This is a genomic window from Agrobacterium sp. SORGH_AS_0745 (genome assembly GCF_030818995.1).
GTDB lineage: Bacteria > Pseudomonadota > Alphaproteobacteria > Rhizobiales > Rhizobiaceae > Agrobacterium > Agrobacterium tumefaciens.
The window spans coordinates 215,144-237,662 of sequence record NZ_JAUTBI010000004.1 but is presented as its reverse complement, the minus strand read 5'-3'; the positions used below and the strand labels follow the sequence as shown (position 1 = coordinate 237,662).

The window sequence follows — 22,519 nt, the reverse complement described above, 5'->3', positions numbered from 1 at the left end:
CCGAAATGGCGGCATCCGGCTTTCAAGACAATCTTTAGGACCAATCATGTACGACTTCCCAGCCAATATCGGCACCAGCCGTCACGAAAACGATATCATTGCCGTTCTGGCCCGCATTCAGCGCATCGGCCTTCCAGACAATCCGATCGCCTTTTATGGCTCATCCTCGTTTCGAATCTGGAGCTCCGTCACCGAGGATCTCGGCTCGCTGGATATCGTCAATCTGGGATTTGGCGGTGGCACTTACCTCTCTGCCAGCCACTACCTCGACCGGCTCCTGGTTCCCTTGAAGCCAGGTAGAGTGGCGCTTTATTTCGGCGAAAACGATATTGCCAGCGACGGCCTCAAGGCTGAGACGACGCTTGCGCACCTGAAGGATTTGCGCGATCGCATCTCTCGAGCGCTACCGCAGGCGGACGTCTTTGTTGTGGCGATCAAGCCCAGTCCGGCGCGCTGGATATACCGCCACGAATTCGATCTTTTCAACCAGACGGCGCGCGACTGGTGCAACGGCCGCGAACACACGACATGGCTTGATCCGAACGCCGGCCTCATTGGTGAAAATGGCCTGCCGATGTTCCATTATTATTTACCCGATCTGGTTCACCTGAATACGGCAGGCTACGCGGTCTGGTCGGAAGCACTTAGAAAAAAGTTGGGTCTGTTGAACTAAGACAAGGGGAATCTTTATCTTTGGCTCTTGAAAGGAGTCGAACTGTCCCCAGCATTGTTCACAGGCTGATTTCCATTGGGTTTATAGAGCACGTCCGTTGAACGCGGAATCGCGTTTAGGCCTCCCTTACTGGCGGAATTCTGATTCCAGCGATCCGATTGGCGATTTGGTCGCAAGCAACATGGCCCGAGCTTTCAGCGACGATCTGCGTAGCCGCGTTCTAGCTGCGTCACGGGATGGCATATCGGCGCGCTCAGCAGCGTCCAGATTTGGGATTTGTATTTTGACAGCCATCGCGTGGATTGCGAGCGAGCAGGAAAGCCGGCTGACCCGGCGAAACAGGGACGACTCCGTCCGCCGGGGCGGCCTCTATCCGGCACTGAAGGATCTTAGTTGAGCCTACCCGCCCTAAGGCGACAGCCAACAATGTGCACAGGCTGAAAGACGCAGTCTCGACCACAGACGAGGAAACGGTACACCTCGACTGCGACTCCAGAACCGCAGCCAGGTTTTTTCGGGCCATCGTCGAGGCTTATTTGCGCTTCCGCCGCAAGTCGTCGCCATGGATGCCAAAGTGCTGGATGATCATATCGACATTACGGCGGTGCGATTTGAAATAAATATCAAACAGATCACCGAAGACAGGAACACTGCCCACAAGAGCATCCATGGCGATGTTGCCAACCATTCGCGCAAGCTTTTCCTGCGGCACACCAAGGCGGCGCGCTTCATTGACGATATAGAGGCCGACAATCGCGCCCGCACCATCACCAATCAGTGGCAGCAAACCCATGATGGAATCTGCACCAAAACGGATTCCCGTGCCAGGAATGCGGATCGCTGTGTCCATCATACGAGCGATGCCCGACAGCCGCCGCAGGCGGCGGAGCCGCTCAGCACCATCCACGAAGTCGTCCGATGTGCCGTGGGCGTTCCACGTTCTCGCTGTCATACAATCGTGCTCCATAAAAGAGATATGCCTCAGCCTAATATGAATGGGGATGTGGAGAGTTGCGTTCAAGAGCGTTGCGCAAGCTATCTGCATCCATTGAAACCGAACCAGTTACGCTCAATCGCCTCGATCCTGCCTATGTGACAGCACCAATCGCCCGGCATCGCTCAGGCCCTACACCCCTTTTTCGATTCCGATAGGCCACAGTAATTTTTAAGCAATATTCTCCCTTACATTGGCGCTACTACAGGACTGCTAGGTCGAGAGAAAGATGTAAGGCACGCCCTTGCATCTTTAACGTCTTTCGCGAGTTAAAGCTGATCTTCATAAAGCAGATGCGGACATGGCACATTTTTTTTGAGTTCATCGGTGCATCTAAAGGCGGACTGCTGATGGACACTGGCGCTTTAACAACAAACGACATCGGAAAACTTATGGCCGTTTCTCATCAAGGTCCGCTGGCTAACACCAGGCTTTCTGGACGAACGATTCTCATTCTGATTGGCGTCGCGGTCATCCTGCACGTGGGTCAGGAAATCTTCGTGCCATTAGCCTTGGCTCTCCTCCTGACATTCACTCTGGCACCTATTGTCTCTTTTCTCCGAAAACACTCTGTGCCCAAGATTGCCGCCGTTATTTTGGCGGTCGCCTCAGCCTTCATGGCAATTGCGCTGTTCAGTTTCGTCGTCGCCACGCAGGTGACAAATCTTGCCGAAAACATCCCGACATATCAGCGCAATATAGTCACCAAGGTTCAGGCGCTCAGCCAAGCCGGATCAGGCAATGGTGTGCTCGAACATCTGAGCAAGGTTGTCGAGCGTGTCGGCGCCGAGTTGCAAACACGCGCCGTCGAAAGTCAGGACGAGCAGTCGACCGCACCAACCATGCGAGAGCCGATGCCCGTTGAAATCGTCACGCGATCCCATCCGGTCGAGACACTTGGCAATTTCATTCTTCCGCTTATCAGCCCGTTTGCAACGGCAGGTTTGGTCATCGTTCTTGTTATTTTCATGTTGATCGAGCGTGAGGACCTTCGCGACAGGTTTATCAGGCTGGTTGGACTTGGTGACCTCCATCGCACGACGGCAGCGCTGCAGGACGCTGGAAAACGGGTTGGGAAATACCTTCTGATGCAATTGGTGGTAAATGCCCTTTACGCCTTTCCCATCACCATTGGGCTTTGGGTGCTTGGCATTCCGAACGCGATTCTATGGGGTCTGCTGACGCTGGTTCTGCGTTTCGTGCCCTATATTGGTCCCGTTATCGGAATGGTGTTGCCGCTGTTCCTCGCCCTTGCAATCTCTCCCGGCTGGTCGTTGGTCGCGTGGGTCGCGGCACTTTTCATCATCACCGAACTGATCAGCAATAACGTCGTTGAGCCTTGGCTCTATGGTAGCCACACCGGCTTGTCTCCGATGGCGATCATCATCTCCGCAATCTTCTGGTCCTGGCTTTGGGGACCACTGGGGTTAATGCTGTCGACACCTCTCACGGTGTGTCTGGTCGTTCTTGGCAGATATGTCCCCGAGTTTAGTTTTCTGGATGTTCTGCTCGGAAATGAACCAGTCCTCCAACCGCAGGAAAAGCTTTACCAGCGGCTGCTCTCCGGCGACCCCAACGAAGCGACTGACAACGCCGAAGAGTTTCTCGAAGAAGAATATCTCATCGACTACTACGAAAAAGTTGGTCTTCCTGCCTTAATCCTGGGCGAAGCGGACCGCCAGCGCGGCGTGATGACAGAGGCTCAGATCGCGCTTCTTGCCTCCAGCGCCCATGCCCTCATTGAAAATCTTGCAGAGATTGCGAGCGAAGAGGAAAACGAGGGAATGTCGGAAGACGAACAGACTTCAGCGCCAGAGACCAAAGAGACAATCGCGCTACCGGACGGTAAAGGCAGATCCATTCTATCCCTGGGAGGCCGAGGGGCCATGGACGATGCAGCGTCTGCGATGTTATCGCAAGTTCTCTTGGTTCAGGGTGCGCAGATCAGACAAGCAGACTATACAGTGATTGAAGGGCGAGATTTAAAGGCTCTGGTGGCTGACGATATCGACACCGTTGTCGTCACGTTTCTCAATGAGAACTCGAAATCGCACGCACGACAGATCGTCCGTCGTTTGAAGCGTGTAAGACCTTCTCTTCGTGTCGGCATATTGTTGCCGATGGGAGAAGGCGGGCGCGAAGCGCCAATCGACCCACAAGACATAAGCGCCGACTTCGTTGCCGCTTCGCTGACGCAGGCCGTCTTGTCGGCCCTGAGCGACACAGGCCCTGTGGCCTTGAAAAGCCCCGTGAGAAAAGTGGCACGCCAGCGCCGAGTGCCGCCGGTGGCTGCCTAAACGCAGCCACGAGAAGTCTGTTGATACTACCAATGTGCACGCATCTCGTCTCCTGGATCATAACGCATAGGACCACCCGAAAGCTTCAGCCCCTGGACTTGCGCACGCTCATCACCGCCCAAACCCGTACTCTGCAAAAAGCACGATGCATCGATACAAAGATTGATAACGTCACGCGTCTCTCGGTATCTACGGCGAACTAAGAGCAGTCAGATCTAAAGCTTGACAGTTGCTACATCAAAAGCGGCCTGCGGTTGTGAGACCTTTCAGCTTGGAGTCTCCCCTTGCTGAAACTTGGATTGGAGCCACTGATGTATGGATGACGTTCCCGCCAACAGTGAACCGCCGTCCTTTACAACACCGCCGCTAAGCGAGGTAACAAGCGCTCCGGCTTCCTGGGCAATGATCTTTCCAGCCGCGTAGTCGTAATGGCTAAGGCCGTCTTCGAAATAGCCATTTAGCCTGCCCGCGCCAACATATGCGAGATCAAGTGCGGCCGAGCCAAGTCTGCGGATGCCTGCTGTCTCGTTGGTGATGGCATCCAGGGCCCGGAAGAAACTACTGCGGTCCATCGACTTCAACTGTCCGTGGATCGGCATAGATAGAGATATGATGGATTCTTCGGGCTTTTTCTCTTCCAACCGTGTCAGTTCCTTACCGTTCATCCGGGCACCCTGCCCTCGAACTGCCGTGAACATCTCGTCCCGCAATGGGTCAAGGACGACGCCCAGTATTTCGCCATCGTCGTCGCAAAGAGCGATGCTGACAGCAAAATAGGGAATGCCCCAAATGAAGTTGCTGGTTCCGTCGAGCGGGTCTACCACCCAGCGGCGTCGTGCGTCTGGCTTGCGCGTACCGGTTTCTTCACCCACGAAACCGTAGCGATCACCTGCCCTTGCCAGAACTGCGGCAATAGCCTCCTCGGTAGCAAGATCCGCCTTGGACGCATAATCACCCAAAGCTTTTCGTTGAACACTATCGCGGGACATGGCGCCGAAATGCGTCTTCAGTTCAGCGCCTCCGGCAAGTGCGGCGGACAATGCAAGCTGCATCAGTTCGTCAAGCGACAGGTCCGCCATCTCATACTCCCGAGGGTAGAAAAGTCATCGTCTCGAAATCCACACCGACGCGCGAGTCGAGATCGAGTGCGTGTCGTGTTTCCACCGAGATGGTCGCACCGTTCTCAAGTCGAAGGCGTCTGCGTCCAGGCCTTGCCCATGAAGCGGCGATCTTTCACCGTTGCATTGACGAGAGCGCTGCCGTTTTCGCGGGTCATTACCTGTTCGGGACGCACGACAAGTGTGCCTTTACCGCGGTGGCCGCTTCCTGTGATAGGAAGTCTCGATCCGTCAGCCATCTGGAAGCCGGTCTCATCAAATTCGCCCTCCAGAAAGTTTGCGCTGCCGACGAACTCGGCAACGAAGCGGTTCGCCGGTCGCGAATAAATTGTTTCGGGATCTGCAAGCTGCTGCACGATTCCATTCTGCATCACGGCGATCCGGTCCGACATTTCGAGGGCTTCTTCCTGATCATGCGTCACATAGATTGCTGTCAGACCGAGTCTCTTCTGCAGACTGCGCAGTTCATGGCGAAGAGCCACGCGAAGACGCGCATCAAGGTTGGACATGGGCTCGTCCATGAGAAGCAGCGGCGGGTTGATGACGAGTGCACGCGCCAGCGCGATGCGCTGCTGCATACCCCCACTCATTTCTGCGGGATAGCGCTTCTCGACGCCGTGAAGCTCGACCTGGGCCAGTGCGGCCCGAACCCTTTCAGCAACTTCGCTCTTCTGAACCTTACGCAGTTTGAGCCCGTAAGCGACATTGTCGAACACGGTCTGGTTTGGCCACAGCGCATAGTTCTGGAAGACGAAGCCGATATTTCTGTCCCAGGCGGCGAACGAGGTCACGTTCTGCCCGTTGAACAGGATTTTTCCGCCATCGATTGGGTGGAAACCTGCAATGGCGCGCAAAAGTGTCGTCTTGCCGCAACCGGACGGCCCTAGCAGCGTGAAGAATTCGCCGGGCCTGATCGTGAGGCTGATGTCTTTCAGAACTGCATGATTGCCAAAGGTCTTGGAGACGGCGTCGATGACGACCTCGCAGCCTTGGGTTGGAGTTTTGGAAGATGAGGTTTCAACCACCGGAATTTCCTCGAATTTGGCCGTAGCGGACAATGAAATAGAGAGGGATGTAAATGATCAGCATCAGCAGGATGGTCTGTGCTGCGGAGACACCGAAATCGGCATCGACAAGCGTGTTTTCGAAGATCACGGCTGTCATCGGCTTCCACGGCGGACGATAGAGAACGATGGTAGACGACAGCTCCGTGACGATGTGAAGGAAGGTGAGCGTTGCACCGGTTACCGCCCCCGCCAGAACAAGAGGTGCCGTTATGGTGAAGAACACCCTGAATGGACGCGCTCCAAGACTGATTGCGGCCTCTTCGAGAGCCGGGTGAACGCGCCTCAGGGCCGCCTCTGACGCCTTCACCGTAAAAGGCAGGTTTCGAATGAGATAGGCAAGGAGAAGGATGAACCAGGTGCCGGTCAGTTGCAGCGGCGCCTTGTTGAACATCATGATGAGACCGATACCGAGCACCGTGCCGGGAATGACGTAGGGCATCATGACAGTGAGGCTGAGAACGGGGGCGATGATCCGGTAGCGCTTGCGTATAATCACATATGCAATCCCCAACCCGATTGCTGTTGCCGCCAGCGTTCCGGCAATACCAAGCGACAAGGTCACCCAAGCCGGCCCCATGCCGGTGCGCCACATAGTGGCGTAGTTTTCCAGCGTAAAGTTCGCCCTGGGTAGGCCGACCCGCCATTCCATGAAGCTGGAAACCAGCACCGTCAGGTGGGGCGTGAATGCCATGAGAAGGGCAATGATGACCGCGCCAAGCACTGTGACATGAGCAAGAGGCGATAGCGGCTTGCGTTCCAGCGCCCGCGACGACACCACGGCAAAACCGCGTCGCGCCAAATAGATTTGCTGCGCCATGAGGAACAGGCTCGAGATGGTGATGAGCACAATCGATCCTGTGGCCGCAAGCGCCGGATTGCGCCCAGCCTCGCTCAGGAAGGACGTATAGATCAGAACCGGCAGTGCGTTGACATCGAGGCCAATGATGCGCGGCGTTCCGAAGTCAGACAGGGCTGCCATCGTTGCCAGATAGAGACCGGTGATGATGCCGGGGAGTGCCAGCGGAATTTCGACCGTCATGCGCACACGAGGCGGCTTGGCACCAAGGCTTTCCGCTGCCTCGATATGGCCAGCGTCCAAACTCTGAAACGAGCTGTGGCTGAGCAGAAAGATGATTGGAAAGACCAGCCAGGTGATGACCCAAATGACGCCATGCAAGCCGACAATCGAGACATCGAGGCCGAGATAGTTGGTCAGAACGCCGTTTCGTCCCAGAAGCAAGCGCCAGGCGTATGCCCCCAGAAATGGTGGAGACACGGACGCCATAGTGACAAGAAAGACGATAGCAGTGCTGCCCGCGACCCGGTAACGTGCGATAAGATAAGCCAGCGATACGCCGATCAAAGCGGCAAGTCCGGTGGACGTCAACGCGATCAGCAGGCTGTTTACCGTGGCGGAAAGGGTTTCCGAGCGTGTAAAGAAGTCGGTATAGTGGACAGCAGAGAGCGACAGCGATTTGTTTTCGAAGGTGATGTAGGCGTTCGCGGCATGTGAGAGCAGGACAGTGTTGAGCGACTGCGCGTTGATATCTAAGGGTGCTGGTGAAGTTGTCGCGAATAGCCCCCGGGGCGCCTGCTGCGAAAGCGTGAACCGAGCCGAGCCCAGATCGAGTTCAAGTAAACCTGCCTCGTCCTTACCAACCGAAATCGGCTCTTGCGAAGAGAGGCGCAGCGTTCGGTCATCCTGGACGTCTACAGTCAGACTGTCAGTCGAACTCAGCGTTATCGCAACGCCGTCAGAAAGTTTAGCAACGCTGTATCGGGCGGTCATTTCCGGGACGAATTGCAAGCCGTCTTTATTATGCAGAAGAGTAAAACGGCCGCCCTCCTCCAGGAGGGAGGCGGCCATGAGGCGAACCTGCGGGACAACAATCGTCAGGCCGCAGAGCACGAGCGCGACGATTGAAAATATCAGCCAAGTGTCGCGCAGCACCTTCATTTTCCGCGAAGCTCCTGAAAGCGAGCCACGACCACAGGGCGCGGATCGACAGCGGATACGATTGTGAGCGTAGCCATGTCAGGCAGAGCGGCGGGAGGCGTTACATCCTTGCGTGCCGAGCGTCGAACGGTGGCGTCGCGAACGATTTCATGCGCCGTCTTGCTGCCGAGGAAATCAATGAAGCTCTTGGCGTCTTCGATGTGCTGTGCGCCCTTGACGATGGCTTGCGCATCGATCTGGCCGGTAACCGCATCGGTCGGATAGACGATTTCGATCGGCAGACCTTGAGCCTTCCACTTGGCACCCAGATCCTCGTTAATCCAGCCAACTGCTGCTTCACCGTCGCGTACGGCGTTGAAGGCGTCATCGGAACCGGGAGCAATGCGCGCACCCTTGGCCATTTGACCGACGAAATCCCAACCGAAATTGCCAGCAAGAGCGGAAAGAATGACATATCCGGTGCCGGATTTTGCAGGGTCTGGAATAATCAGGCCACCGTTCTTTGCGAAGTCTTGTGAGACGAGATCTTTCTGCGTCCTTGGTATGGAGCCGGCCTCGACGCGTTTGGTGCTGACGACCAGCGGCTGCAGCAGCACCGTGAACGGATGCCAGATGTGATTGGGATCGTTAGTCACCATGTCGGCGTCGGACTTGCTTTCGAACGCTTGGAATAGCGCTCCATTTTCTTCGAAGGTCTGCGTCGGTCCGCCCCACATGACGTCTGCCGAGGAATTGCCACCTTCTGCACGCAGACGCTCGATCAGCTCGCCAGTACCGCCGCGCACGACGGTCACCTTCACATCCGGATTTTCCTTGGCAAAAGCGTCGAGGATGGGAGCAGATGTCGCCTCCCCATGAGCGGTGTAGACCACCAGTTCTCCGGCATTCGCAACACTGATGATCGACGCCGACGCCAACGCGCCCGCTATGATACGCCGCAAGGTCCATTTCAGCATGACTATGTTCCCTTTTTAAAGTCACTGAGAAGAAGGCGACCCTATTAATCCATTTACCAGATTAAAAATCAAGCCGCCTTTTCTGCGGAATTACGGTCCTTGCGTTACAGTATTATGACTGAAGGCTAAGATCATCTGCATTGCGAACTGCTTGACGCCCATTGGCTGGGCTGATAAATTCCATTTAATTTATTAAATAGGAATTGGCCCCGATGAGCTTGATGGGCAGCAATCACACATATTCCGGCCGCTACAACCGTCGCCTCGTTTTCGATCTTATCCGATCTGGCAACGGCATAAGCCGGCGTGACCTTGTTGATGTGACGGGCTTGAAGCCGCAGACCATGTCCAATATCTGCAAGGACCTGATAGACCGTTCAGTGGTTGTAGAAACCATCCAACAAGAGGGCGCGCGCGGTGCGCCGCAAAAGAAGATGTGGGTCAGGGCCGATGCCGGTTGCTGCCTGGGTATTCACGTGGATCGCGACGGGCTTCTGGGCATCGTCTGCGATCTGGCGGGGCAGGAGTTGGGTCGCGAAACCGCATCCGCATCGCTCGAAGATCCATCCGACACCATCCGTGCCATCGCCGATATGACACAGCGTCTGCGGTCGGTTACCGTGGATCGTCCCGCCTGGGGCATCGGCATCGCGATGCCCACATTGCAGGAGGCGGAATTCGAACATCCCGTCGGCCCGCCGGGTTGGGATGCGTGGAGCCGTATGCCGGTGGCGGAAGCCATCGAAGATGCATGTGGCCTCCCCACCATCATCGAGAATGACGCCACAGCCGCAGCAGTTGCCGAACTGAGGGTGGGAAGTGCGGGAGGACTGAGCCACTACGTCCATATTTTCGTCGGGCACGGACTTGGGGCAGGCATTATCAATGACAGCATGCCGCTCCAGGGATTTTGGAACAATGCCGGAGAAATCGGTCTCCTGACATGGCCGGCGGAACTTGCCAATCCAGATGCGGGGAAACAGACACCGTTTTCGATCGACGAGCTTGCAGCGATGCTGTCGTGCGAAAGCAGGGAGATTGCGCGGCCTGGGGCATTGGAGAAACTTTACGCTCAACGCGACAGTATTCTGATGCGATGGCTCGATCTCAATTCAAAGCGTCTGCGGTTGCTGGTGTCGCTGCTTGAAAACATCATGGACCCACAGACCATCGTGGTTGGAGGGCACTTTCCCCCAGCGCTCATCAATTCCCTGATCGACCGGGCCTATCCCCTTTTGCCGTCAGTCAGCGCCCGAAGTCACCGCGAAATTCCCCGGCTGTGTGCTGGCGCTCTAGGGCCGGAGGCCGCCGCGATCGGCGCTGCCATGCTACCTGTGATTGCCCATGGCAGCCCAGACTTCAGGCGGCTCTCATCCATGCGCGGACGCAGCCAGACGATCGATTTCGAAAGACGCTTCGATCGGGTCGCAGGCGCGCCAACGGATGACGACACGTCATCCTGATTTACATGACTCTTGCCGACAGGACTAAAACATGAAAATCGCAATTGCCGGACTCGGCTTTCGGCTCGCCAATGTCATTGCCTCCTTCCGCAAGGCCTGCCCTGAACTGGAAATTGTCGGCTTGATGGACGCGCAGCCTGCTGGCCTTCCAGCCATTCAGTCCGCAGGCATGGCGGCGCCGCGACGTTTCGAAACCATCGAGGCTATGCTGACGCAGACGAAGCCGGATCTTCTTATGGTCGGCTCGCCCAATCTTTTCCATCTGGAACATATCACCGCCGGATTGCGCGCAGGCGTGCGGGTTTTCACGGAGAAACCGGTGGTGATCGACGAAAACCAGACGATGACGATGGCGCGTTTGCTTGCCGAATATGGCGATGAAAGCGTTATCGTGGGGCTAGTTCTGCGGTACTCTGACCTTTATCGGGATCTGCGCGCAGCGCAGACGCAAGGTCAAATCGGCGCCATCACGTCGATTGAGGCATCCGAGCATATCGCACCCTACCACGGAGCATTCTTCATGCGGGACTGGCGACGGCATACGCGCTATGCCGGGCCGTTTATCTTGGAGAAATGCTGCCACGATCTCGACCTCTATGGCAGCGTTGTTGGGCAGCGGGCGATGGCCGTTGCCAGCTTCGGCGGCCGAAAGTCGTTTATCGCGGAAAACAAACCGGATCAGTTCTCCGCGTTTCAACAGCGAGAATTCTATAAAAAGCCGAGCGGCTGGCTAGAGGGTGGCGCGGTGTTTGAGAGTGACGGCGATATTATCGACTATCAGACCGCGATTATCGAATATAATGGCGGGGCGACGATGACGTTTCATACCAATCTCAACGTTCCAGATCAGTTCCGCCGCTTCTGCGTGATCGGTAGCAAGGGAATGGCCGAAGGCGATTTCATCCGCAATCGCTTCGAGGTGCACTCTGCAATAACAGGCGAAAAGCTAGTCGAGCGGCGTTACGAGGGGCACGAAAGCGATCACTATGGCGCAGATGATCAGATGGCCTCGGATATCTACAGGCATCTGACCGAGGCCTCTCCCCTGCCCGTCAATATCGTCTCAGCCTTGGAAGCGGGGCTCGTGGCAATCAAGATCGATGAGGCACGCCGTCTCCGGCGCACCATCGAGCTTGCTGAAACCTGGCAGCGCTTCGATGACGCGCTTCGCACCCCGCATGTGGCTGCCTGAGGCCGCGATTATGACCATGCCAGCGTCTTTATCATCCGTTACCATCCGCAAAGCCCGACCGTCCGATGAGACGGCGATCCTCGACATATGTGTGCGCACTTCAGATCGAGGCAAAGACGGATCGCAATACTACTCTGACCCGAGACTTCCCGGACTCTTATGGGCGCTGCCCTATGTCCGCTTCTGCGCAGAAACTGCATTCGTGCTGACGAAGGGTGACGTCGTCATGGGCTACTGTGTCGCCGCACCCGATACGATTGCCTATGAAAATTGGCTCGAGGCCGTATGGTGGCCGTCCTTGCAGGAAGAGCTCCGCGATTTCGAAACACGGACAGTAGAGGATGAGAACGTTCTTTCCTATATTCGAAGCGCAAGAAAGACCCCGGCTGAGGTCACACGGCCCTACCCGGCCCATCTGCATATTAATCTTCTTCCTGAGATCCAAAATGGCGGCCATGGGTCGTCGCTACTGCGACATCAACTGGATTCTTTAACGAGGTCTGACGTAAGAGGCGTCCATCTAGGCGTTAATCAGTATAACGAAAAGGTCGTAGCATTTTACGCCAAATTCGGCTTTGTGGAAATTGACCGGACACCATCGATCGTGATGGCGAAGCGGCTGATTGAATGAAATACTTAAAGCGCGTCGCGATTTCTAACGTCGCTCTTCAAGCTGTAGCGCCTTTTGTTTTCTTTTGTCGAAGCTCGAGGATAACCAAAACTATTCCAGAAATGATTTTCATGGCGAGCTGGCCTTTAAAGTCCACTCCGTTTTGCGACAAAGTGTCTTTTCGCCCTGAAGGGGTACGAACCCACCGCACGTCATTTGTTGTCAGACTTTTTCGAGCAGTTCCATTGGCTTAGAAACACAGTGGAATGGACTCAAACGAAAATTATTGATGAATTTCGTTTAGGTATTCAGCGCATTGTCGAGGTCGTGCAAACCGACCATCAGCATCATGGGATCGGACGGAGAAGACAGGAAGCCGACGGCTTCGTAGAAGGCTCGTGCGTCATCAGAAATCGCATGGACCAGCACGCCGCGGATCCCGAGCACTTCAGCGGCATTCAGCAGGCGCAAACCCGCGTCGCGCACCAATGCCCTGCCGATACCACGCCTTTGACAGGATTGATCAATGGCGAGGCGGCCAAGCACTGCAACTGGGATTGGATCAGGCATATTGCGCCGAAAGCGGCCAGGCACTTCCGGCGGTTTCACGGAGCCAGAGGCCAGGGCATAGTACGCGACGACGCGGCTCTCCTCGCACACGACAAAGGTCCGCGACGCGCCGCCTGCTTGATTGGCCCGGGCACGGCGCCGAAGCCAGTCGTCCAGTTCAGGTACTCCAGAATTGAATTCGGCCAGTTCGTGATGATCGGCCAGGGGGACTGGTGCGCTGAGAGTCACGCCTCATCCCAGGGCGCTTTGGTCGACATCGTGCGCTTTAGACGCTCATTGGGCTGTGCAGGCGCATCGAGACGGGCAAGATATTCGGCATAAATTTCGGGGCTTACCGTGACGATTGTACGGTCGAGCAGCACCTCCTCCGCACGGCGCTCGGAAGCTTCCAACATGAAATCTGTGCGCGTTTTGCCGAGCAACTCTGCGGCGCGATCGATCAAGTTGCGAGTAGCAGGTTTGATGCGCATATTCAGCGGCACACTTGCGTCCGGGCTCTTACCCGTGTGTGAGGTCGGCATGAGAAACTCCTATCCAAGCGCATTTATATAGCGTAACGACATTATCTTTACAAGCGTCGTAAAGATAATGTCGTTACATTCGCCTGCGGACGAGCGCACGACAGACGCCGGCTTGAAGCATAACCTCATGGGATGTTGTCACGTTAAGTTACCTAGGCCGAGAAAGGCAGCGGCTCGAATTTTCAAGCGATGCAGGCAGCAATTTTCGATGCATCGAACGCTTCAAGGCGGTAGCGAATTGTTTGTGCGGCGCGGCGGCGGGCGGAAACAGAAAAGCGATGTTGGGTAGCGCAGTGCATAGAAACGAACTGTTGCAACGCTCCGGGCGATCGGCGACGCTGCAGGGTTCGTTCTCGGTTGGAAACGGCAGATGGCTGTTCTCGGCCCGATTGTTGAAGCTGTTGTGCGACCAATTGTTAAGGCCGGCAGCCACGTCCGCATTTGCCGCACTCGTAGGAGCGCAGCTTGTCAGTGATGATCCGCTAGGGAGCAAAACCACAGCGCTTCATCAAAGACACGAGTAGGCGCTTGGCCTCCCTTTTGTCACGTCGCTTCTGTAATATTTCTTCGAGAACGACGCCATCCTGATCGACTGCGCGCCCAATCCAAAACGTGGGCAACGGCGAGCCGGTTAGCGCGACAACACCTCTTGACGGGCTAAGGCCACTAGGCGCTGCAGGAGGCGTACGCCGCCGCTCGGAAGACGTTGATCGCCAGGGGATATCCTTGAGATAGGAACGCATAACCTTACTGATTGCGCAGGATTCAAGACAGGCGGAGCGCCCGGAATAGCCGTTATGTGCGTGAGGCACCTACGCCCCTGTCAACTTTCAATAGAAAGCCTGATAAACCCCGACAGTCGTTGACCGGGCGAGATCGTTTCGACGCCGCGGCCATTTCGCTCTGGTTCCGGTAAGCCAAGCGCTCCGGCGACCATGGAAACGGGTTCAAGACAAAGATAGCGGTCCATACGGTGGGCAGCGAGATTGCTAAAAACAGGGTCGGCCTCGAGCAACAGTGAAAAACTGTCAAAACCGATGCGCGCATATGACCAGTCGGTGAAGTGCAAGGTGTATCCCGTCGTAGCAGGAATGGCAGGTTTCGAGCGGGGCACCGCTTGCTGGCCGGTTGGCACGTTCTGCACATCGAGGGGATATTGCAGTTTGGCATCGGTGCTGGCGTCGCAGCCCAGTCCTGCCGAAAAATAGGGATGCCAGCCAAGCGAAACCGGCACAGGCCGGTTTTCCAGATTGGTTATCGACAATTCCACCGTCAAACGGTTGCTTTCAAGCATAAAAGATTGTTCAGCGCGGAAGGAAAATGGCCACTCAGCATCCGCCTTATAGTCAAGCACCAGCGTGCACTGATCGGCCGCCAAGCTGGAAATATCCCACGATCGTCGGTGAGCAGGTCCATGCATGGCATCAGGCGAAAGGGCGGGATGTGGAAGAAGGTCGTGGCGGATATCCGCGTGAACGAATGAGCTGCCATATAACCTGTTGTGGTAAGGAATGAGCGGATAGGCACCTGCCCTCGGCCAGTTCAACGGGTCAAAAGACTCCCCCGCTGTCGGCACCAGAATATCGCCGTGATCCTCGTGGTGCAGATGCGTCATTCTTCCACCCCAGGAAGGGTGGAGGCGGGCCGAAAGCTGCCTGAAGGCAATCGTAACCGTTTCAGGCAAAAGCATATGAGCCATCAGGCCGTTTCGGCACGCGTCGCTGCCAGTGAACATAGCCATCTTCCTGCATGGCCTTTTCATCCATCTCGACTCCCCAACCCGGTCGGTCCGGCCTCAGTTCCAGGTATCCATCCTTTGGCAGATAAGGGTCGACAACATAGCGCGTTTCATCCTCGCGTTTTTCGAGGTCAGTGCCGCCATAAACATAGCACTGCCCTTTCGGCAGCCTGTATTCAAGAATACGGAAATTCTGCTGGGCGGCGGAGAAATGAACGTTGACGGCGGTGGCGAGCGGCCCCATCGGGTTGTGCGGTGCGATGCTGACGAAATGCGCCTCTGCAAGCGTGGCGATGCGGCGCATTTCCGAAATACCACCGACAACGCAGATGTCGGGTTGAATTATATCGGCGCCCCGGACTTGCAGAAGACGCAGGAAGTCATTGCGGTTGTAAAGACTTTCACCCGTTGCCAGCGTGCAGTTCAGCCCCTGCTTCAGGTCTCCCCACATCTCGATATTTTCCGGACGCAACGGCTCTTCGAAAAATAGCGGATCGTAAGGGGCAAAGCGCATTACCCAGTTGACGAGCGGCAGCAGGCTCGAAAATCTTGGCATGCGCGTCGAAGGCAATATCGTAGTCGGGCCGCACCGTTTCGCGAAGCGAGCGGAAATATTCGGCCGAACTGCGCACCACCTCACCCCAGCGATGGGCGTGAATATCGACGCGCCATGGGCTTAGCTTGAAGGCTGTGAACCCCCAGTCTTCGTTGAGACGATCGAATTCCTCCCTTGCCGCCGGTGCATCCGGTGCCGTGTAGACGCCGGCGTAAACCTTGATACGATCACGCACTTCGCCGCCCAAAAGCTTGTACACAGGCACGCCTGCCGCCTTGGCGGCAAGGTCCCAGAGGCAATGGTCAAGGGCTGAGATTGCCGAAAGACCAAGTGCTCCGGGCGGAAAGCGGTTTTGTTGGAGGAGAAGATTGTAGAGATACTCGACCCGAGTCGGATCCTGCCCGGCAAGGAAGCCGTAGAGGTAATCCAGAACCGGGGGCAATGCGAGATCGGGGCCGTGATTGTAGCATTCGCCCCAGCCGGTCAAACCGTCATCGGTATCGAGAGCGACGATAACGCGGGGGCGGTCCTTGTCGCGGGTAACGAATACCCGCATGCGATCGATTTTCATGCTTTGGTCTTCCTCTTGAATTGCGAGAAGCAACAGCCGCGCTGTTATCTGGCAGCAGCTCCGTTCTTGATCTCGGGCGGCTCGACGTAGCGGAACCTTCTCGTGCGGTCGCGGTCGCGCGGATCCGGGCGCGGAATGGCCGACAGAAGTGCCTGCGTATAAGGGTGATCCGGCGCGTTGCAGACTTTTTCGGCGTCTCCCACCTCAACAAGCTTGCCGCGATACATCACTCCGACGCGGTCGCACATGTATCTGATGACGCCGATGTCATGGCTGATGAAGATGTAAGCCAGGCCAAGTTCGTCCTGCAGCCGCATAAGAAGGTCCAGCACCTGGAAACGCACCGAAACATCGAGCGCCGACGTCGCCTCATCCGCAACGATGATACGCGGCCGGAGCGTGATGGCGCGGGCGATACCGATGCGCTGGCGCTGGCCGCCGGAAAAGGCGTGTGGATAACGCTCACGTCCGGCCGGGTCCAGACCCACCTGCTCCATCAGGGCGCAGACGCGCTCATCCAGTTCCTTGCCTTTCGCAATGCCGTTGACCAGCAGCGGCTCGCCGATGACCTGTGCCACCGTCATGCGCGGATTGAGCGAACCGAACGGATCCTGAAAAACCATGCGCAACTCACGCCGCGCCGCTTTCAGCTCCGCACCTTCGATTTTGGCAAGATCGACCACCGTGCCATCCGCCCGGCGATAGCGCATCTCGCCCACGGTCGGATCGTAGAGGCGCATGATCGAGCGGCCCATGGTGGTCTTGCCGGAGCCGCTTTCGCCGACGATGCCGAGCGTTTCGCCCGGAAGCAGCTTGATCGACACGCCATCCAGCGCCTTCATCTCACCGAAGTGCATCGAGAGGTCGTTCACTTCCAGGATAGGCGCCGCGGCAAGATCGAGCGGCGGGCGGGCAAGCCGGATTTCCGCCTTCTGCTCCAGCTTCAGAACCGAGCCGATCAGCATACGCGTATAGGGGTCTTGCGGATTGTGGAATATTTCATCGACAGTGCCATATTCCTTGGCGACGCCGTGATGCATGACCAGCACGTCATCGGCAATCTGCGCCACCACGCCCATGTCGTGGGTGATGAACAGCACCGCCATGCCATGCGCCTTTTGCAGACGCGATATCAGGTCGAGGATTTCGGCCTGCGTCGTGACGTCCAGCGCGGTTGTCGGTTCGTCGGCGATCAACAGTTGCGGTTTGCAGGCCAGCGCCATGGCGATCATGGCGCGCTGGCGCATGCCGCCGGAATATTGGAAGGCATAACGATCGAGCGCCTTTTCGGGGTTGGGAATTTCCACCTGTCGCAGCAGCTCGATGGCTTCCGCCCGTGCCTGCGCCTTGCTCATCTTCAAGTGCAGCCGCAGAACTTCGGTGATCTGATCACCGACGGTATGCACCGGCGACAGCGACGACATCGGCTCTTGAAAAATCATCGCGATATCTGCGCCGCGCACCGAGCGGATGGCCCGGCTGCGCGGATCGAGCTTTGCGAGATCCAGCGACGTGCCGTCGGCACGGTTGAGGATGATCGACCCGGAAGCGATGTAACCGGGGCTGTCGATGATCTGCAGGATCGAGCGGGCGGTGACGGATTTGCCGGAACCGCTTTCGCCCACAACGCAGAGCGTCTTGCCGGGATCGATGGAAAAAGACAGATCGTTTACCGCGCGGAAAATGCCGTTTCGCACGGGAAATTCGGTGACCAGATTGCGGACGTCAAGCAGCGGTCGGTCTGGCTTCATGGAGAGAATATCGCTCATCCGGGGCCTCACTTGTTATAGGGGTCGGCTGCGTCACGCAGACCGTCACCGAGCAGATTGAGCGCCATGACGGCAACGACAACAGCTACGCCGGGCAGGAACAGCCACGGCGCGGTTGCGATCGAGCGAATATTCTGCGCCTCGCGAAGCAGCACGCCCCAGGAAATGGTCGGCGGCTGGAGGCCAAGACCGAGGAAGGACAGCGAGGTTTCCGCAAGGATCATCGCCGGAACGGCAAGCGTGACCGAGGCGATGATGTGGCTCGAAAAACTCGGCAGCATATGGCGGAAAATGATGCGCCCTTCCGGCACGCCATCCAGCCGGGCCGCCGCCACGAACTCTTCCGTCCTCAGTGACAGGAACCTGCCCCGCACGACGCGGGCAAGCTGCGCCCAGCCGGTCAAGGACAGGATGATGGTGATCATCATATATTGCAGCGTTGCCGGCCAACCCTGCGGCAGGGCAGCGGCAAGCGCCAGCCAGATGGGAATGGTCGGCAGCGACAAAACGAAGTCGATGACGCGCTGCATGACAAAATCGATGCGGCCGCCGTAATAACCGGAGATACCGCCCAGAACGACACCGAGAAGCAGCGAGAAAAACACGCCGACGAGACCGATGGACAGCGAAATTTGCGAGCCCTGTATTACCCGGCTGAAAACATCACGGCCAAGGCGATCCGCGCCGAAAAGGAAGAGCGGTCGGGTCTTGTCGGTCGAGGCCAGCAGATGGATATCCGTGGTGAACAGGCCGAGCACCGAATATTCGTAGCCGCGACCGAATAGCTGGATCGGGATTTTCTTGGCCGTATCTTCGACGAACACCGCCGCCAGCGTTTCAGGATCACGCGTCAGCTTCAGCGGATAATAATGCAGACCAAGCGAGAGGCCGTCCGTCGTATCGATGAAATGCACACGTTGCGGCGGATGGAAGGTGGCGCGCGCATTCTGCAGAACCGGATCGTTGATGGCGAAGAAACCTGGCAAAAGCGCGACGATATACATTGCGATGGTGACGAACAGGGCGGCCATGGCCAGCCTGTGGCGCTTGAACGCCCACCAGATCAGTTGCCATTGCGAGGCGACGGCAGCGCGGTCCGGCCGGGTATTGGTGGTGATGGCGATATCGCTCATGGCGCCCTCCTATTCGAGACGGATGCGCGGATCGACCAGCGCAAGCAGGATGTCGCTGATGAGCGATCCGATCAACGTCAATCCGCAGATCAAAAGCACAAAGGCGCCGGCGAGATACATGTCCTGCGCCATCAGCGACTGCAAAAGCAGCGGCGCGGCCGTCGGCAGATTGAGCACGATAGCAACCACAACCGAGCCCGAAATGAGATTGGGCAACAGCCATGCAATCGTGGAAATGAATGGGTTGAGCGCAATTCTCAAAGGATATTTCGTCAGCAGCCGGAACTCGGACAATCCCTTTGCGCGCGCGGTGGTCACGTAGGGTTTGGGTAATTCGTCCAGCATGTTTGCGCGCATGACGCGGATGAGGCTTGCCGTGGAGGACACCGCGAGGATCGCAACTGGTAGCCAGATGTGGGCCATCAGATCCATCATCTTGGCGATGCTCCACGAGGCAGTCTCGTACTCCGCCGAAAACAGCCCTCCGACATCGGCCCCAAATTCCACCGCCGCGACATACATCAGCACCAGCGCCAGAAGGAATGACGGTATGGAAAGGCCGAAAAAGGAGAAGGCGGTAAAAAGATAATCGCCGATCGAATATTTGCGCACGGCGGAGAAGACGCCGATCGGAAGTGCGATGGCCCAGGTTGCGAGAAGGCTTGCTATGGCCAGAACCAGCGTCAGCGCCATGCGCTCCCAGATGAGGCCGGAAACGGGCTGCTGCCATTCGAACGAGATGCCAAAATCGCCGCGACTGATGATGCCCCATATCCATTTGAGATATTGCACGATCATCGGGTCATCGAGCCCGAAGCGCTCTCGCAGTTGCGCCGCCGTATTGTGGTCTATGACTTCGTTGGACGCAGCAAGCGTGGCGATGTAAGTCGTCACGTAGTCACCGGGTGGCAGCTGGATCAGTACAAAGGCAAGAAAACTGACGGCGAACAGGGATGGTATCATCCACAGCAGGCGTTTTACGATAAATAGCAGCATAACGTTCTCGCAATCACGTTTTACCACACGCGCCGCCATCCACTACGAGACGGCTTTCGGGTGGTCGAAACAACCTGAGAGGCGCCGCCGCATTGATGAAGCGGCGCCCATGTGGCGGTGTCAGCTTGTGAAGGTGAACTGTTGCGGCAACGCCGGGCCCGGGTTGGGCCATGACCAGCTGTCGGGTTCTTTCTCCGGCACGTTGCGAAGGTTGTTGCGGATGATACCGAAACCACCAACGGCAAGGCAAAGACCGATCGTCTCGAACTCTTCCGCCGCAATATCGAAGATTTCCTTCATCTTCTCGCCGCGCTTGACAAGGTCGGCCGTCGAACGCGCTTCATCGAACAGTTTGAAGCGCTTCTTCTGGCTTTCCGGCGGCTCTTCCCCCTTCTGCCCGTTGGATGTGTACCAAAGCGCCCACGGAATGGCGTAGCGCGACCCCTGCGGGTGGAACGCGAAGAAGTCACGCGGGTCGAGCATCGGATCGAGACCGCCCGGACCCGGCCAGACCGCCGCATCATGGGCGTTATCATCGCCGCGTGTGTAGTACAGCGCGCGTTCGATGGTGTTGACCTTGATATCGACGCCGATTTGCGCCCACTGCGCCTTTACCAGTTCCAGCGCATCGACCAGATCGGGATAGAGTGTCGGGATCACATCGATCGAGAAGAAAATCGGCTGGCCGTCAGGACGGAGCCGCATGCCGTTGCCGTTCTTCTTGTCGTAACCCGCCTTGTCGAGAAGATCGTTCGCCTTGGCGACATCGTATTCGGTGTTCTGACGCGCCAGCTTTTCGTGATACCAGGGATGCGTCGGGCGCGGCCCGGCCTGATAGCCCTCGCTCTGGCCGAAATAGACGATGTCGATGATTTCCTGGCGGTTGAGCGCGATGGACAACGCCTGACGGAACGACTTGTCGCCGAACATCTTGCGCATCTCAGGGTCTTTGTGGGTGATGTTGAGGTAGATCTGGCACTGCTGCGCAGCCGATGGCACCAGCGTCAACAGACGGTAATCGCCCTTTTTCATGTTCTGCGACAGCGTCGGCTTGTTGGCCAGCACACTGATATGGCGTTCCTGAATGTCGATCTTGCCGGAGATGACGTTCAGCATCAACGATTCGACATCCTGCGAAATGCCGAAATTGACTTCGTTGATATAGGGAAGCTGGTTGCCTTCCGTATCGACCTGCCAGAAGTAAGGATTGCGTGTCATGACCACACGGGTCGCGCCGCCGGAATAGGGTTCCTTGACCACCCACGGGTCGAGCGTCGGCTTGTCGACATTCGACCAGCGCGACGGAATTTCGATGTCGCCGCACTTGGCGCGGAACAGTTCCGTCCAGCTGGACACGCCAGCCGCCTTGACGTCGGCATCGAGCGCCGTGTTGTATTTCGGCAGGAACTTGCTGCAATAATGCTTGGCAAACAGCGTCGGATGCTGGCCGAGCGGCGTGGCGAGGTTTTCCAGATAGAGCGCGTTTGGCGCTGCGAATTTGAACCTGACCGTGAAATCATCAACTTTCTCGACATCGACCGCCTTACCGGCGACGGAGAGTTGCGCCGGGGTAGCGCTGTAAAGCTCCTTGTTCTTGATGCAGTCCTCGATGGCGAACACCACGTCATCTGCGGTAAAGGGATGTCCATCAGACCATTTCGCGCCCTGCAATAGATGGAAGGTGAACTGGGAGGCGTCGTCATTGACCTCCCATTTCTCGGCAAGGTTGGGCAGAACTTCGGTGAAGTCCATGTTCCAGCGCACCAGCCCCTGGTTGCCGACCATGCGCAGGATGCCGTTATGGTCCGACGAACCGCGCAGGCCGCGGCGCAATGTGCCGCCATAGGTGCCGATCTTTTCATGCGGCGTCACCACCATCGGATTTTTTGGCAGACGTTCCGCCAACGGCGGCAGTTTGCCGTCTTTTACCAGGGCAGCCAGTTCCGGCGCTTCCTTGCCGGCAGCAGCCAGGGCCGAGCTCCCGATGACGGACACGGCGGCGACGCCGCCAAGCCCAGCCATAAAGGTTCGGCGCGTCACGCCCAGTGAAAATTTATCGCCATCGCGCATCGACTATCCTCCCAAAAAATCACCGGCAGCGAGACAGCTTTCACCGAACCGCAACAGCCTCCCGGCCAGCCAGCACACCGATCCTCCACCGGCAGGGCAGACCATATGGGCGTTTTCAGATGATTACAAGTATTGACAGATTTTTACATATTTTTTATTCGTAGGCCGGTTTTCACGATCAGGTTTGAGGAAAGAACCGGCACGACAGTAACCACGTTCATGAAATTCCCGGTATTTCTGTTGCGATTGAAATGCAGGAAACCCATTA

General features: G+C 57.0%; 17 protein-coding genes and 3 pseudogenes. 6 read left to right on the top strand and 14 right to left on the bottom strand.

Annotation, left to right across the window (positions count from 1 at the left end; genetic code table 11):
- Positions 1-46 precede the first annotated feature (46 nt).
- Positions 47-673 carry a GDSL-type esterase/lipase family protein gene (locus QE432_RS24775; RefSeq protein WP_306627290.1) on the top strand — a complete coding sequence of 209 codons (627 nt, stop codon included), beginning with the start codon at positions 47-49 and terminating at the stop codon, positions 671-673.
- Between the two features lie 181 nt (positions 674-854).
- Positions 855-1,057, top strand: a pseudogene (locus QE432_RS24770) (IS630 family transposase); the annotation flags it as partial.
- A gap of 148 nt (positions 1,058-1,205) precedes the next feature.
- Here the strand turns inward: QE432_RS24770 and QE432_RS24765 are convergent.
- Positions 1,206-1,625: a DUF4112 domain-containing protein gene (locus QE432_RS24765; RefSeq protein ID WP_013637447.1), complete on the bottom strand. Its 420-nt coding sequence runs from the start codon at positions 1,623-1,625 to the stop codon at positions 1,206-1,208.
- Positions 1,626-2,059: 434 nt separating this feature from the next.
- Between QE432_RS24765 and QE432_RS24760 the strand changes: the two genes are divergently transcribed.
- The gene (locus tag QE432_RS24760; RefSeq protein ID WP_306627489.1) at positions 2,060-3,964 is read left to right on the top strand and encodes an AI-2E family transporter; all 1,905 of its coding nucleotides are present in this window, start codon (positions 2,060-2,062) and stop codon (positions 3,962-3,964) included.
- Positions 3,965-4,230: 266 nt separating this feature from the next.
- On the opposite strand, the gene QE432_RS24755 is transcribed toward QE432_RS24760, so the two are convergent.
- The 4 genes from QE432_RS24755 to QE432_RS24740 form a co-directional block, all read right to left on the bottom strand.
- Positions 4,231-5,043: an inositol monophosphatase family protein gene (locus QE432_RS24755; protein WP_306627288.1), complete on the bottom strand. Its 813-nt coding sequence runs from the start codon at positions 5,041-5,043 to the stop codon at positions 4,231-4,233.
- 104 nt (positions 5,044-5,147) lie between these two features.
- Positions 5,148-6,107 (bottom strand): ABC transporter ATP-binding protein, encoded by a 960-nt coding sequence (locus QE432_RS24750; protein ID WP_306627286.1) that lies wholly within the window; start codon positions 6,105-6,107, stop codon positions 5,148-5,150.
- Entirely contained in the window at positions 6,100-8,106 is a 2,007-nt protein-coding gene (locus tag QE432_RS24745) for an ABC transporter permease (protein WP_113049137.1), read from the bottom strand. The genes QE432_RS24750 and QE432_RS24745 overlap by 8 nt, the downstream gene beginning before the upstream one ends.
- Positions 8,103-9,062, bottom strand: a complete 960-nt coding sequence (locus QE432_RS24740; RefSeq protein WP_112497358.1) for an extracellular solute-binding protein — start codon at positions 9,060-9,062, stop codon at positions 8,103-8,105. Before QE432_RS24740 ends, QE432_RS24745 begins: the two co-directional genes overlap by 4 nt.
- Positions 9,063-9,274: 212 nt before the next feature.
- Here QE432_RS24740 and QE432_RS24735 point away from each other — a divergent pair, with 212 nt between their 5' ends.
- The 3 genes from QE432_RS24735 to QE432_RS24725 are packed head-to-tail and all read left to right on the top strand — an operon-like array spanning position 9,275 to position 12,348.
- Complete coding sequence (locus QE432_RS24735) at positions 9,275-10,525, top strand: ROK family protein (RefSeq protein ID WP_080850363.1); 1,251 nt, start codon at positions 9,275-9,277, stop codon at positions 10,523-10,525.
- Between the two features lie 31 nt (positions 10,526-10,556).
- The gene (locus tag QE432_RS24730) at positions 10,557-11,717 is read left to right on the top strand and encodes a Gfo/Idh/MocA family protein (RefSeq protein ID WP_113049139.1); all 1,161 of its coding nucleotides are present in this window, start codon (positions 10,557-10,559) and stop codon (positions 11,715-11,717) included.
- Positions 11,683-12,348, top strand: a complete 666-nt coding sequence (locus tag QE432_RS24725; RefSeq protein ID WP_113049140.1) for a GNAT family N-acetyltransferase — start codon at positions 11,683-11,685, stop codon at positions 12,346-12,348. The genes QE432_RS24730 and QE432_RS24725 overlap by 35 nt, the downstream gene beginning before the upstream one ends.
- Positions 12,349-12,627: 279 nt before the next feature.
- Here the strand turns inward: QE432_RS24725 and QE432_RS24720 are convergent, their stop codons facing one another.
- The 9 genes and pseudogenes from QE432_RS24720 to QE432_RS24685 form a co-directional block, all read right to left on the bottom strand.
- Positions 12,628-13,125 carry a GNAT family N-acetyltransferase gene (locus QE432_RS24720; protein ID WP_306627282.1) on the bottom strand — a complete coding sequence of 166 codons (498 nt, stop codon included), beginning with the start codon at positions 13,123-13,125 and terminating at the stop codon, positions 12,628-12,630.
- Positions 13,122-13,418, bottom strand: coding sequence for a type II toxin-antitoxin system TacA family antitoxin (locus QE432_RS24715; RefSeq protein WP_019565754.1), 297 nt, complete (start codon positions 13,416-13,418; stop codon positions 13,122-13,124). The genes QE432_RS24720 and QE432_RS24715 overlap by 4 nt, the downstream gene beginning before the upstream one ends.
- Before the next feature lie 182 nt (positions 13,419-13,600).
- Positions 13,601-14,029, bottom strand: a pseudogene (locus tag QE432_RS26715) (DDE-type integrase/transposase/recombinase); the annotation flags it as partial.
- A gap of 212 nt (positions 14,030-14,241) precedes the next feature.
- Complete coding sequence (locus QE432_RS24710) at positions 14,242-15,108, bottom strand: aldose epimerase family protein (protein ID WP_113049240.1); 867 nt, start codon at positions 15,106-15,108, stop codon at positions 14,242-14,244.
- A pseudogene (locus QE432_RS24705) lies at positions 15,095-16,283 on the bottom strand (galactarate dehydratase). Before QE432_RS24705 ends, QE432_RS24710 begins: the two are co-directional and overlap by 14 nt.
- A 44-nt stretch (positions 16,284-16,327) precedes the next feature.
- Entirely contained in the window at positions 16,328-18,052 is a 1,725-nt protein-coding gene (locus tag QE432_RS24700) for an ABC transporter ATP-binding protein (RefSeq protein WP_162729767.1), read from the bottom strand.
- A gap of 8 nt (positions 18,053-18,060) precedes the next feature.
- Complete coding sequence (locus tag QE432_RS24695) at positions 18,061-19,185, bottom strand: ABC transporter permease (RefSeq protein ID WP_025591532.1); 1,125 nt, start codon at positions 19,183-19,185, stop codon at positions 18,061-18,063.
- 9 nt (positions 19,186-19,194) lie between these two features.
- A complete protein-coding gene (locus QE432_RS24690; RefSeq protein WP_003517191.1) occupies positions 19,195-20,181 on the bottom strand; it encodes an ABC transporter permease in 987 nt (328 codons plus the stop codon).
- Positions 20,182-20,301: 120 nt separating this feature from the next.
- On the bottom strand, positions 20,302-22,251 hold the full coding sequence (locus tag QE432_RS24685; protein ID WP_013637433.1) for an ABC transporter substrate-binding protein: 1,950 nt from the start codon (positions 22,249-22,251) through the stop codon (positions 20,302-20,304).
- Positions 22,252-22,519: the final 268 nt, after the last annotated feature.

Excerpts from the sequence above, each read along its gene's own strand:
- QE432_RS24695 (WP_025591532.1), bottom strand. The coding sequence starts at position 19,185 with ATGAGCGATATCGCCATCACCACCAATACCCGGCCGGACCGCGCTGCC.
- QE432_RS24740 (WP_112497358.1), bottom strand. The coding sequence starts at position 9,062 with ATGCTGAAATGGACCTTGCGGCGTATCATAGCGGGCGCGTTGGCGTCG.
- QE432_RS24685 (WP_013637433.1), bottom strand. The coding sequence starts at position 22,251 with ATGCGCGATGGCGATAAATTTTCACTGGGCGTGACGCGCCGAACCTTT.
- QE432_RS24700 (WP_162729767.1), bottom strand. The coding sequence starts at position 18,052 with ATGAGCGATATTCTCTCCATGAAGCCAGACCGACCGCTGCTTGACGTC.
- QE432_RS24725 (WP_113049140.1), top strand. The coding sequence starts at position 11,683 with ATGACGCGCTTCGCACCCCGCATGTGGCTGCCTGAGGCCGCGATTATG.
- QE432_RS24745 (WP_113049137.1), bottom strand. The coding sequence starts at position 8,106 with ATGAAGGTGCTGCGCGACACTTGGCTGATATTTTCAATCGTCGCGCTC.
- QE432_RS24690 (WP_003517191.1), bottom strand. The coding sequence starts at position 20,181 with ATGCTGCTATTTATCGTAAAACGCCTGCTGTGGATGATACCATCCCTG.
- QE432_RS24760 (WP_306627489.1), top strand. The coding sequence starts at position 2,060 with ATGGCCGTTTCTCATCAAGGTCCGCTGGCTAACACCAGGCTTTCTGGA.
- QE432_RS24755 (WP_306627288.1), bottom strand. The coding sequence starts at position 5,043 with ATGGCGGACCTGTCGCTTGACGAACTGATGCAGCTTGCATTGTCCGCC.
- QE432_RS24765 (WP_013637447.1), bottom strand. The coding sequence starts at position 1,625 with ATGACAGCGAGAACGTGGAACGCCCACGGCACATCGGACGACTTCGTG.
- QE432_RS24715 (WP_019565754.1), bottom strand. The coding sequence starts at position 13,418 with ATGCCGACCTCACACACGGGTAAGAGCCCGGACGCAAGTGTGCCGCTG.
- QE432_RS24710 (WP_113049240.1), bottom strand. The coding sequence starts at position 15,108 with ATGCTTTTGCCTGAAACGGTTACGATTGCCTTCAGGCAGCTTTCGGCC.
- QE432_RS24735 (WP_080850363.1), top strand. The coding sequence starts at position 9,275 with ATGAGCTTGATGGGCAGCAATCACACATATTCCGGCCGCTACAACCGT.
- QE432_RS24730 (WP_113049139.1), top strand. The coding sequence starts at position 10,557 with ATGAAAATCGCAATTGCCGGACTCGGCTTTCGGCTCGCCAATGTCATT.
- QE432_RS24775 (WP_306627290.1), top strand. The coding sequence starts at position 47 with ATGTACGACTTCCCAGCCAATATCGGCACCAGCCGTCACGAAAACGAT.